Below are 12324 nucleotides of genomic sequence, written 5' to 3' on the forward strand. Positions count from 1 at the left end.
TAAGGCTACCGTTACCGGTGCCGACATCCGTCGCCAGGTCGTAACCCGCAATCGTGCCATCGACGTCGGAGGCCGCCGGCACCTGGCCAGTGAGGACAGTGTTCTCTTCCGTCGTGTCCGTGGCAGCTTGGGCTACCGGGGCGTCGTTAGTGCCGGTCACGGTGAAGCTGGCAGTCTGTGCCACCTCCGCGCCCTGGCTATCGCGCACGACATAGTCGACGACCACGTCGCGGGTCTGGCCCGCGGCGAGGTTCTGGTAAGCCTGATCAGACGGATCGAGCGTCAGCTGGTTGGTAGCGGCGTCGAAGCTCACGCCCGCCGGCAGCTCGTCCGTGACGACCGCGCTGAGCGTATCGCCGCTGTCGATATCAGCGGCGCCGGTCAGCAGGTCCAGCGAGACGGCGGCGCCATCTTCGGTGACGTTGGCGGTAAGTTCAGCCGCCACCGTCGGCCCATCGTTGGTGCCGGTGACGGTCACCGTCAAAGTCGCCGTCGACGTGTTGCCCTGACTGTCGCTCACGCCGTAGCTGACCTGCGAGGTTGCCGTTGCTCCCTCACCTAGCGTGTTGAAATCCGTACCCGGATCGAACCGATAGCTTCCGTCCGGCCGAATGACGAAAGCGCCACCGTTAGAGCCGTTGATCGTCTGCCCGACGGCTTCAGCGCTGCCATTGATAGCGACGACGCGCAGCTCGCTGGACAGGCTATCGGGATCGCTGTCATTGGCAAGAACGCCCAGATCAGCACCGGTCTCGAGCACCTGCTGTTGTCGGGTCGCGCCATCGTCTTCCAGAGCGGCAGGCGGCAGGACGTCCACGGCATAGGTCGTCGCCGTGCTCGCCGAGCCGACATTGCCTGCGGCGTCGGTGTGGCTGACCGCCGCCTGGATAGTGCCGGTCTGCGCCAGCTGACTGCCAGGCACTTCGATAGAGAATGAGCCATCGTCGGCGAGCGAACCGGTGTAGCGCTGGTCACCCACCGTCAGCGTGACGCTGTCACCTGAGGCGAAATCGCCGGTGACCGTGCCCGTCACCGGGATATCGCGAGCCGACTCTTCGGCGTTGACGATATTGTCGCCGGCGATCGTGTCGAGTTCGATGCCAAGCGTGGGCGAGGTGACATCGACGCCGTAGTCGCGACTGGCGGTCGCCGAGCCGACGTTACCCGCCGCGTCAGCATGACTAATGACAGCAATCACGGCGCCACCCTGTGCCTGCAACAGCACGTTCCCCGGGACCTCGACGCTAAACCGAAGGTTTTCATCCACCGTGGTCGTGAACTGCGATTCCCCCACGAGAAGCGTGACCTGATCACCGGCAGACGCGTCCCCTCCGGCCACACCCGATAGCGCGATCGGCTGGTTGGATTCGGCAGCGTTGACGATGTCATCACCGGCGATGAAGTCGAGCTGCACCGTTGGCGATGGCGGATCAATGTCGACGCCGTATGGGCGTGAGGAGGTCGCGGTGACGGTGACGTCACCCTGCGTGTGCGTCAGCGTTACGGTTATCGACGGGTTACCGACCAGCAAAGAACCGGGGACGGTGATGGAAAACGTCAGGTTATCGTCGAGTACGGCAGAATAGGCCGTCTCGCCAATCGTGATTGTAACGGCGTCTCCCGGCGCGGCGTCGCCACCGCCTTTGCCCGCCAACACCAGGGGCCCCTGAGATTCTGAACGATTGACGATGTCATCGACGGCAATGGCGTCGAGCCCAACCGTTACAACAGGGCTGGGCGTGCCGCCCTCACCGCCGCCAGCTGGAGATGTGGCCGTGCCACCGTCATCGCCGCCGGTGGGAGGTGTCGTCGTATCGCCGTCACCGCCGCCGGTGGGAGGCGTGGTCGTATCGACGTCATCGCCGCCGGTGGGAGGTGTGGTCGTATCGCCGTCATCGCCGCCGGTGGGAGGTGTGGTCGTATCGCCGTCACCGCCGCCGGCGGGAGGTGTCGTCGTATCGCCGTCATCGCCACCGGTGGGAGGCGTGGTCGTATCGCCGTCACCGCCGCCGGTGGATGGAGTGGTCGTGCCGCCATCGCCACCGTCAGTTGGTGACACAGGGCCGGGAGGCGTCGCTTCTATGGCGTCGCTCTGAGGAGAGAATGTCGCCGGCGTCACGGAAACGTCGGCAGGGCTACCGTCTGCCGCCTGATAGCGATAGGCGCTGGCCTCCTGCCGCCCCACACGGGAGATATCGAAAGGCGAAGAAAAGCCACCATTGCCAGACAGACTACCGCCGCCACCGTCGCCTTGACCGGCAGCCGGCGCTTCCTGAATCGTCGTGGGGTCGACGCCCTCGGCAATGGCCTGCTGCAGTGCCGCGATGTCGGGATCGGTGATCGCTGCATCGCCGCCGAGCGTGGCGATGCCGTCGACGATCTCGACCTCTGAGGCCACACCCGATGCGATCGGCAGGACAGTGCCATCCGCAAGAATGACCCGCCCACCCTCCGGCGCGAGTAGCGTCGCACCTTCCGGGATTGCCATGCCCGAGACCAGAAGTTTCCTGGGCTCCAGAATGAAAACGGTCCCGTCGATTCGAGCAATCGTGAGCATGGCGGCCATCGGTCACATCCCCTTGCGATGTCGTGGGAGGCGAATCGTAAGCGATTCGTAACACCCGTTAAGCACAAAATAACGGTTCGATTGACGACCTCTCATACATTTTTCTTAATGGATCGCCGAATTTTAATTAATCGTAACCATAGTGTATGCGATTTCGTCGCTGCACTCGTCAATTAACGTGACCTCGAACGCTATCCCGCGACAGGCCGATTCACCCCAAAACGCCTGTCGGGCTATGATCGAGGGCTTGCAACTTCCTTCCCTCCGTTCAGAGACCGATATGACCGACATGATTCCCGCCTCGCTTCGCCCCTTCTGTTCTTCCCGCGTGCAGGAGATGCCCGACAACCAGATCGTCGCCGTCGCGGATCTGGCGCGTCATGATGCCAGCGTGGTGCGACTCTGGATCGGGGAGGGGGATCTGCCCACGCCGGAGCCGATCAAGCAGGCGGCGATGGAAGCGATCGGTCACGACGACACGCGCTACACCTACTCGCAGGGAACGCCCGCACTGCGCCAAGCGCTGTCGGACTACCATCATCGCCACTGGCAAGTCTCGGTCGATCCGAGCCGCTTCTGCGTGTCGGTCGGCGGCATGAACGCGGTAGTCATGGCGATGCAGGCGATTCTCGACGAGGGCGACGAGGTCATCATGCCATCGCCCGCGTGGCCCAATGCCAAGCAGGTGATCGCCATTACCGGTGGGGTCAACGTGCCCGTGGCGTTCGACTTTCAGGACGACGGGGAGATCGTGCTGGATCTCGACAAGCTCTTCGCCGCGGTTACCGAGCGTACCCGTGCCATCTTCATCAATTCGCCCTCCAACCCGACGGGCTGGCGCATGCCGCTGGCGGACATGCAGCGGCTGCGCGACTTCTGTCGCGAGAAAGGCCTCTGGATCGTCGCCGATGAGGTCTACAACCACTTCGTTTACGACGGCGAAGCGCCGGCGGCCTCCTTTCTGCAGATCTGCGAGCCGTCAGATCGGCTACTGGTCACCAACACTTTCTCCAAGAACTGGTGCATGACAGGCTGGCGCGCCGGCTGGGTGGTCTTCCCCGACGGCATGGATCAGCTCTTCGCCCGGCTCTGCCAGTACAACACCACGGGCGTCGCTTCTTTCATTCAACAGGCCTGCGTCACGGCGCTGGAGACCGGCGACGACTTCATCGCTCATCAGGTGGCGCGCTGCCGGCAGTCGCGTCAGATTCTGGTCGACGGCCTGTCACCGCTCGACAACGTCACCGTCTTCTCGCCCCAGGGCACTTTCTATCTGTTCTTCAAGGTTCACGGCCTGAGCGGCTCCAGCCTGGAAGTCGCCAAGCGGATTCTGCGCGAGGCGAAGGTTGGCGTGGCCCCGGGTAGCGCCTTTGGTCCGGAAGGCGACGACTATCTCAGAATCTGCTTCGCGGTCGCCCCGACACTCGCCGAGGAAGCACTGACGCGACTGGTGCCCTTTCTGAAAACCCTCGCCGCCTGAGGCGGACAAGCCCTGTTCGCGCCCTCGCCGATGATGCCGCCAACAACGCCAAACGCCCGCCGATCGCTGTGATCGGCGGGCGTTTCATTGTCGAGCGACACGGGGTCCATCCTCGCTGGCCGAGCCAGCGGGCCCCTACCGTAGGGGTTAGCCGCTGGCGAGACGCTGCTGCAGCTCGGCGCGACGGGGCTCGGGCATGAAAGCGACATCGATGGCGTTCGCCGCCAGCGCCTTGAACGTCTCCCGATCCCAGTCAAAGGCGTCCGCGCAGGCGATGAAGTTGTCCAGCACGCCGCCGCCAAAGTAAGCCGGGTCGTCGGAGTTGATGGTGACTTTCAGGCCCTTGTCGAGCATCGCCGGCAGCGGATGCGCCGTCATTGTCTCCACCACCTTGAGCCGCACGTTGGAGAGCGGGCAGACGGTCAGTGGCATCTGTACGTCACGTAGCCGCGCGACCAGCGCCTCATCCTGCAGGCAGGCGACACCGTGATCGATCCGACAGACGTCGAGCACGTCCAGCGCCTCGAGGATGTAGGTCGCCGGACCCTCCTCGCCTGCGTGAGCGACCCGAGGAAGTCCCAGCGCTTTCGCACGCTCGAATACCGCCGCGAACTTGCTCGGCGGGTTGCCAAGCTCTGCGCTGTCGAGCCCTACCGCGGCGATTTGCGCATGATAGGGCGCGGCCTGCTCGAGCACCGCCATCGCCTCGTCGGCACTGCGATCGCGCAGAAAGCTCATGATCAGCGCCGAGGTCATGTCCCAGCGGTTTTCCGCCTCACGCATTGCCCGCTCGAGCCCCGCGAAGGGGACCGACAACGCCACCCCGCGGCTCATGTGCGCCTGCGGGTCGAAGGAGAGCTCCACGTGGACGACACCCTCGGCGGCGGCGCGGGAAAAATAATCCATCGCCAGATCGAAGAAGTCCTGCTCGGTGTGCAGCACGCCCATGCCCTGATAGTAGAGATCGAGGAACGACTGCAGGTCCTTGAAATCGTAGGCAGCGCGGGCCTCGTCGACGGTGGCGTAGGGCAGCGAAACGCCGTTGCGTTCGGCGAGAGTGAACATCAGCTCCGGCTCCAGGGAGCCCTCGATATGGAGATGCAGTTCGACCTTGGGTAGATCACGCAGCCAAGTCTTCACGAGCGTTCCTCGCCAGTTGAATGAATGCGCGCAGGATGCCGAAAAGCAACGCCTGAGGCAAAGCGCCGATTTTGAAGCGTCGACCGGTCACACTCGCGCCCGACGCTAACTCGCGACCGACGCTACAGTCGCGCAGTGAGCAGGCGCACACCGAGGGCGATCATTGCCACGCCAAGCACGCGGTCGATCCAGTGGCCGAATCGCCGAAAGGCGCGATGCACCGGCGGCGTCGACAGCAGCAGCGCCACGGCCGAGAACCAGCCGAGCTGAACCAGCATGATCCAAATGCCGTAGATCGCGATCTGATAGAGCGGCATCGCGGGAGTCAGGACGACGGTGAACAGCGAGACGAAGTAGATTGGCGCCTTCGGATTCAGCGCATTGCAGAGAAAGCCCGCGCCCACCGTGCGCCAGGCCGAGCGACCCGCTGGCGTTTCACCGTCAACAGGCACGACACCTGCGCCACCGGGACGCGCTCGCAGCCCCGAAACCCCCAAATAGAGAAGATAGCCGCCGCCCAGCAGCTTGATCGCCCACAGCGCGCTCTCGGAGTTGGCGATCACGGCTGCCAGCCCGAAAGCAGAGTAGACAATATGAATCGAGAGCCCGAGCGCGATCCCTAGACTGCAGAGCAGCCCCACCCGTTTGCCGTGGTTAAGCGTCTGCTGGGTGACGAGAACGAAGTCCGGCCCCGGTGATGCCGCCGCCAACAGATGCACGAAGGTGACGAGAATCAGACCATGTAGCAATTCCATGAGTATTCCTGCGGCGCTGAATGATGGCCCCAAGCGTCGAACCTAGAAGCCAATCTCATGATCGAACATTTCCGCCGCCAGGCCTACTGAAACCACCGAACGAATGCTCGCCGGCTAACGGCGCGGCCTGCGCTCAACCCCGAGCCACCTTCCGTGCTAGCGCAACCCATCCTCGCCGGATGCGAGCGTGCGTCGATGCGCCTCGGCCAGTTCCGCCATGCTGTTGAAACGGAAATCGATGCTTGGCCTCTCGCCGGGATCCATGGTGGCGCCGAAGCCTGCCTTGTCATGACGGCGATAGATCCAGCAGTTGGCGAGACTGTGGCGATTGGCTGGCTGGTGATCGTGGAACAGGCTCTCAGCGGTGTGCAGGATCTGCGCGCGATCAATGCCGCGCTCGCCGAGCTTCTCCAGCAGGTAGTCGAAGTTGCGCGGCGCCGGCTTGTAGGACCCGATGTCTTCGGCGGTGTAGACCGCATCGAAGGCGACACCGAGCTTCTGCTGGCTGTACGCGAAGCTCTCGTTATCGACGTTGGAGAGCACCACCAGCCGGTAGTGCTGCTTGAGATAGGCGAGCGACTCGGCGGTATCGGCAAACGCGGGCCACTGTTTGACGAAGTCGCCATAGGCCTGGCACTCCTCATGCGTCACGCTCACGCCCCACTCTTCCGCCAACCGCTTGTAGACCACCGCCAGCAGCAGTCGATATTGCAGATGTGGCGTGTAGCGCTGCTGCGTCGACTCGTGGCGCGCGTGCGCCTCGAGCATCTCGTCGCGGGTGAGACGCCGCGCCGTGCGCCGCAGCAGCGGTTGGAGACCGGCAACCATGCCGCTCTCCCAGTCGATGAGCGTGCCGTAAACGTCAAAGGTAAGGGTCGTGAAGTCGTTGAGCTGCATGACTCTCTCGGATCGAGGAATGGAGGGGGCGAGTCGCAATCAAGCAAGAGCGCGTGCCGGTCAGCCGGCCCTTTCGTCGAGCAGTCGCACGGCGATCTGTAGCTGTAGCCGCGTCTCCGGATCGGTGAGATCCCGTTTCAGCGCGCGCTCCAGCCGCTCGAGACGATAGCGCAGCGTGCTGATGTGAATGTCGAGTGTTCGCGCCGTCTGCGCAAGCTGGAACCCGCTGGCACCGAGCGCCTGGAGTGTCGCAAGCGCCGTCTCACGCCGCTCGCCCTGGCCCAGCGCCTCGGAGACCCGGGCCAGAAAGAGCTGGCGCGCTTCGGCATCGCCAGCCAGTACCCGGTCGAACAACAGCGTTTCAAAATCTCGCCGTTCGCCGGGCTCGAGTGATACCAGCAGCCGAGCAACATCCCCGGCACCGCGAGCGATCGCCTCGGCTCCCGCCACCTCGCGGCTGACCGCCATCGCCACCTCGCCATCGCCCAGCTGCTGCCAGAGCGTGTCGGTGGAGACCTCGACGCGCAGCAGGAATAGAAGCTGATTGAGCGATACCGAGATCAGCCGCGGCTGGCCTCGGGCCTTGAGCCAGCGCCCCAGGCGCTGCTCCCAGCGTTCCCGATGGGCGAGCCCTTCCCGACTGAGCGGCACCGGTTCGTCGAGCAGGATCGCGCAGACGCGATAGTGCGCCTCGGGCTCCCAGCCCTGAAGGGCGGCGCGTTCGAGCGCCGCGGGCGTTGCCTCGAAGCGGCCCTCCAGCAGCGAGTCGACGAAGGCGTAGCCGAGCCGAATTTCTTGGGCCTGCAGCGCCTGCTGATGCGACAGATGCAGCGCCGAAATCAACGCAGCCTGCTCTGCCGCCCGACGCTCGAGCTCGCTGACCCGAGACGCCGACTCATCGATCCACAGTGTTGCCGCCGGCGTCTCCCGCACCCGCACCGGGCACGCCAGCAGCGCCGCGCCAGCGTTCTCGTCATGCAGCGAGCGCGCGGTCCCATCGCTCGCCAACCGCTGCGCCTCGAGCAGCATCGACGATACCGGCGGATAGCGCTCACCGGCTGCGAGACTCCCGCCAAGCCACTCACCTTCTAGCCCGGTGAAGAACACCGCTCGGGAGAGCAGGTCACTCAGGGCAACCGCAATGTCGCCCAGGTTGCGCGCCGTCAGCGCCGAGCGGGTCAGGTCACGGTGGATACGCTCCGCCTTGGCGATAAGCTGACCCTGGCGGGCGATCAGCCAGGCGTGCACCTCCTCGGTGATCTGGCTGAATGGCACTTCCCACGGAATTTCGAGCAGCGGAAAGTCGAGCGTCTGGGCGACGCGCCGACTGGTCTCGGGAAAGGCATCGAGAAACCGCGGCACCGCCAGCGCGACGCCGGCAAGCCCGCGCTCGACCAACGCTTCGATGAGCGAACGCTCGGCACTCGGGTCATCGGGCCAGTGATAACCGGTGGTCAGTAGCAGCTGACCCGGCTGCACCCAGGCGACGATGTCCGGATGATCGACCATGTGCACCCAGCGCAGCGGCCGCGAGAGCGAGCCCGCCCCGGCCACGACCCGCGCGTGACGCAGCGGGGTTTCCACCATGGCGGTGGCGAGATCCAGTGCCGCCGGAAGCTCCGATGCCAGGCGGCCGGCGGCGTGCCCGTCACTCGCCGTCACATCAGCGATCCAGGCGGGTGGAGACGAACTTGGTGTCAAGATATTCGTCGATGCCGTAGCGACCGCCCTCGCGACCCAGACCGCTATCCTTCACGCCGCCGAAGGGCGCCTGCGGGGTGGAGGGGCCGCCATCGTTGACGCCGACGATCCCGTAGTCGAGCGCCTCGGAGACCCGTGTCGCGCGACCGAGGTTGCGCGTCCAGAGATAGGCGGCGAGCCCGAACGGCGTGTCGTTGGCCTGACGGACTGCCTCGTCCTCATCGTCGAAGACGATCAGCGGTGCCACCGGGCCGAACGTCTCCTCCTGCATCACGCGCATGCCGGCGGTCACGCCGCTGAGCACCGTAGGCGCGACGAAAAAGCCTTCGACGTCGTGCTCTCGCGTCAGCCGTTTTGCGCCGCTGGCGAGCGCATCATCGATATGCGACTGCGCCTTGTCGCGGCCGGCCTGACTGACCAGCGGCCCGACCTGAGTCGATTCGCTCTCCGGCTCGCCCACGACCAGGTCGTCCACTGCCGCTGCCAGACGCTCGGCGAAGGTGTCAAAGATAGCGCGCTGGACATAGATGCGGTTGGCGCAGACACAGGTCTGACCGCCGTTACGGAACTTGCTCGCCATGACCTCGGCGACGGCCGAATCGATGTCGGCATCGTCGAAGACCAGAAACGGTGCATGGCCGCCAAGCTCGAGCGACATTCGCTTCATAGTCGCGGCCGACTTGGCATAGAGGTGCTTGCCGACCGGCGTGCTGCCGGTGAACGTCACTTTGCGAATGCGCGCGTCATCCATCAGCAGGTCGCTGACCTCTGCCGGGCGCTCGGCGGTGATCACCTGGAACGCCTCGGCGGGGCCGCCGACCTGCTGCCACAGGCGAGCCAGCAGAATCGCGGTAATCGGTGTCTGCTCCGCCGGTTTGACGATGACCGAACAGCCAGCGGCGAGCCCCGGCGCCACCTTGCGGGTGATCATCGCCGCCGGGAAGTTCCACGGTGTGATGGCCAGCACCGGTCCCACCGGTTGGCGCAGCACGCTGAGTCGCTTGTCCGGGTGCTGGCTGGGCAGGATATCGCCATCGATACGCTTGGCCTGCTCGGCGTACCACTCGAGAAAGCCCGCCGCGTAGTCGACCTCGCCCCGGGCCTCCTTGATTGGCTTGCCCATCTCACGGGTCATGGTCAGCGCCAGCAGCTCCTTGGCGTCGATCACCGCGCGGTGCCATGCCTTGAGCAGAGCGGCGCGTTCGAACGGGCTGACCTTGCGCCACGCTTCGAAACCGCGCTGCGCATTGTCCGCGGCAAGCCGCGCCTGCGCCACGCCACAGTCGCTGATCTCGGCGATGACGTCACCGCTGGCCGGCGAGCGCAGCGAATAGCGCTTGAGGTCGGTGTCGTCGAGACCCGGGATGACGGCGGTGTAGACGGTGTCGCCCGCCGGCGCCTCGAGGGTGTCATTGGCGAGCGTCTGGGAGGAGGCGTTACTAGCGGTCATGATATCTCTCAAATGGTCGGATCTACCGCCAGCCTAAACCGAGCGGCCCGCCAAGTCTTCCTATGAATGAGACGATAAAACCAAGGATTAATGCTACGAAAAGCCGGAATCTTCAAACCACCTGAATACGCTCCGCCTCAACGCTGGCCACGCGGTCCCGCCAGGCATGGCCCGGATTACCGGTGGTGAGAATCGTGTCGAACTCGCCGAGCTCGGCAAAGAGAGCGGCGCGGCGCACGTCGAGCTTGCTCTCGTCGGCGACCAGAATGGATCGCTCGGCATGTTCGATGGCCGCCTGCTTCGGTGCGACCTCGTGAAAGTGGAAGCAGCTGACGCCCTTCTCGGCGTGGACCCCCGCCGCCGAGATAAACGCCTTGTTAATTCCCAGCCGCCGAATCGCCGCGGTGACCTCCTGACCGCCAAAAGACTGCGAGGCGGAGAAATAGAGCCCGCCGAGCACGACGAGCCGTGCCTCGGGCGCCCGTTGGGTCACCGCGTTGGCGACGTTGAGCGCGTAGGTGACGATCGTCACCTGGGCTATCCGGGGGATCAGACTACAGAGCGTGAGCAGGGTGGTGCCGCAGTCCACGAAGAGGGTATCGCCCTCGTCGATCAGCGTCGCCGCCCGCTCGCACAGCCGAGTCTTCGCCTGGGCGTAGCGGTCCTGCTGACTGGCAAGATCGTAGGCCGCGCCGAGCTGAGGGTGATCGGCGAGAATGAGATGCCCACCGATCGAGAGGATTGCGCCGCGACTGGCGGCGATATCCCGTCGTACGGTCATCTCCGAGACCTCGCAAAGCCTCGCCGCCTCGGCCAGCGGCAGCGTGCCACCCCGCCTTAATACATCGTGAAGCCACTCCAGTCTGACCGCGCTGCGTGCGCTCATCGATGTCCCTTACCGTTAAGCCGCGGGAGAAATGAAAAGGGCCGGGGACCAACGTGCCGAGAGGCGCCCGCGGACGCCTCTCGGCACAAACTCGCGAAGACGAACCGCCCTGACACTGGATCAGGACGACACGCTCGGCACACCCGGGTCAGAACTGCCAGCCGACGCCGAAGTAGTAGCCCCAGCCGGTCGAGCGCAGCTCGAAGCTGTCGCCATGGGTATCCGGGAACGGCGCTGTCACACCGTCGTTCCATTGACCGCCATTGTGGAAATAGCGCGCCACGGCCATGAAGCGCAGGTGCGTGAACTGGTACAGCAGCACGTTGGTCGCCACCGTCGACTCGTTGGTACGCGAGGGATCCTTGTCGCCGAGATCCGAACCGAAGTCGTGATTGGTAAAGCCGACGTAGACCAGAGAAGCGCCGTTATCGAACGACCCGAGCGGGTAGGAGTAGTTGAGCTGGGCGCGGTAACCATCCCAGGAGTGCTCATTGGCCGCCCCGTAGTTTTCCCACTGCCGCCGCTTGTACAGATTGAGTGACAGCCCTAGCGGCGAACCGGTATCGAAGTCCGCGCCGAGACCGGCGTAGAGCGTGTTTTGACGGTTCTCGGTGTTATGGCCCCAATCGAAGATGTAGTCGAAAGCGACGAACCACTCCTTGACCGGACCGACGCTGAGATCGCGACCGACCATGTCGTCGATCGAGAGCTTTGGCTCGAGCTCCATGAAGACCGGGGAGCCGTTGTCGAAGATGCCACTGTCGGCACCGTTGCCCACGCCGAAGAATTTTGGAAAGTCGATATAGCCGTAGAGGTCGAGCGGCCCCTTGCGACCGAAGAATTCGTACTCGAGGTAGATATCATCGACCTGCTGCGGCCCGAAGCGGATGTTCTTGCTTCCGATCGCGGTCAGGTTCTGATGATACCAGTCGGAGAGATAGGGGCTGTCGGCGGTCTGCTCCGGCGATGTCGGCCCCTCCGCCGGCGTCTCCTGCTCGATGACCGGCGCGGCGCTCTCCTCGTCCGCACTCTGCTGGGCATGGGCCGCCTGCAGCGGTACGAGTGCCGCTGCCACCACACCGAGTGCGGCCAGCAGCGAGCTACGCGTCATTACCGGCTGACGCAGGGGCGACGGCGCGCCGCCCGGCTCTGAGGTTCGGTCCGTTACCATGTGATCCCCTGGATTGTTGTTGTCGCCCGATCAAAATTGTCGTTGTTGCCCGGACCGATCTCGCGCTGCCGATCCTGATGGCGAGCTCGCAGGACGCCCGTTCGTAAAGCTGTCGTCGAGCACTGTGACTGTCCGACCTGCCGACGTCCTGCCAAGAGGACGGGCGGTGACCCCGCCAGTCGATTCGCAAGACCGTCGAGAGTCGCAGCCCCCGCACGGCGGGCGATGCGGCGCGCGGCGCTGTCTGGACGAAATCACTCTATTGTCTTGTGATTGCA

9 protein-coding genes are annotated in these 12324 nt (G+C 64.6%); 1 reads left to right on the forward strand and 8 read right to left on the reverse strand.

Annotated features, from left to right (window positions below):
- A partial coding sequence (locus tag DOM41_RS02885; protein WP_188112349.1) for a retention module-containing protein occupies positions 1 to 2557 on the reverse strand: 2557 nt, incomplete at its 3' end.
- A gap of 289 nt (positions 2558 to 2846) precedes the next feature.
- Here DOM41_RS02885 and DOM41_RS02890 point away from each other — a divergent pair.
- Positions 2847 to 4046: a pyridoxal phosphate-dependent aminotransferase gene (locus DOM41_RS02890; RefSeq protein ID WP_110685357.1), complete on the forward strand. Its 1200-nt coding sequence runs from the start codon at positions 2847 to 2849 to the stop codon at positions 4044 to 4046.
- Between the two features lie 147 nt (positions 4047 to 4193).
- Here the strand turns inward: DOM41_RS02890 and DOM41_RS02895 are convergent, their stop codons facing one another.
- From DOM41_RS02895 to DOM41_RS02925, 7 genes are all read right to left on the reverse strand, one after another.
- Positions 4194 to 5186: an adenosine deaminase gene (locus tag DOM41_RS02895; protein WP_110685358.1), complete on the reverse strand. Its 993-nt coding sequence runs from the start codon at positions 5184 to 5186 to the stop codon at positions 4194 to 4196.
- Between the two features lie 122 nt (positions 5187 to 5308).
- A complete protein-coding gene (locus tag DOM41_RS02900) occupies positions 5309 to 5941 on the reverse strand; it encodes a LysE family translocator (RefSeq protein ID WP_110685359.1) in 633 nt (210 codons plus the stop codon).
- Between the two features lie 156 nt (positions 5942 to 6097).
- On the reverse strand, positions 6098 to 6838 hold the full coding sequence (locus tag DOM41_RS02905; protein ID WP_110685360.1) for a haloacid dehalogenase type II: 741 nt from the start codon (positions 6836 to 6838) through the stop codon (positions 6098 to 6100).
- Positions 6839 to 6898: 60 nt separating this feature from the next.
- Positions 6899 to 8500, reverse strand: coding sequence for a PucR family transcriptional regulator (locus DOM41_RS02910; RefSeq protein ID WP_223160920.1), 1602 nt, complete (start codon positions 8498 to 8500; stop codon positions 6899 to 6901).
- 1 nt (position 8501) lies between these two features.
- Positions 8502 to 9989: an NAD-dependent succinate-semialdehyde dehydrogenase gene (locus DOM41_RS02915; RefSeq protein WP_110685361.1), complete on the reverse strand. Its 1488-nt coding sequence runs from the start codon at positions 9987 to 9989 to the stop codon at positions 8502 to 8504.
- Positions 9990 to 10101: 112 nt separating this feature from the next.
- Positions 10102 to 10875 (reverse strand): DeoR/GlpR family DNA-binding transcription regulator, encoded by a 774-nt coding sequence (locus DOM41_RS02920; protein WP_110685362.1) that lies wholly within the window; start codon positions 10873 to 10875, stop codon positions 10102 to 10104.
- A 148-nt stretch (positions 10876 to 11023) separates the two neighbouring features.
- Positions 11024 to 12046, reverse strand: coding sequence for a nucleoside-specific channel-forming protein Tsx (locus DOM41_RS02925; protein WP_245391717.1), 1023 nt, complete (start codon positions 12044 to 12046; stop codon positions 11024 to 11026).
- Positions 12047 to 12324 lie beyond the last annotated feature (278 nt).

This window comes from Salinicola aestuarinus (genome assembly GCF_003206645.1).
Classification (GTDB): Bacteria; Pseudomonadota; Gammaproteobacteria; order Pseudomonadales; family Halomonadaceae; genus Salinicola; species Salinicola aestuarinus.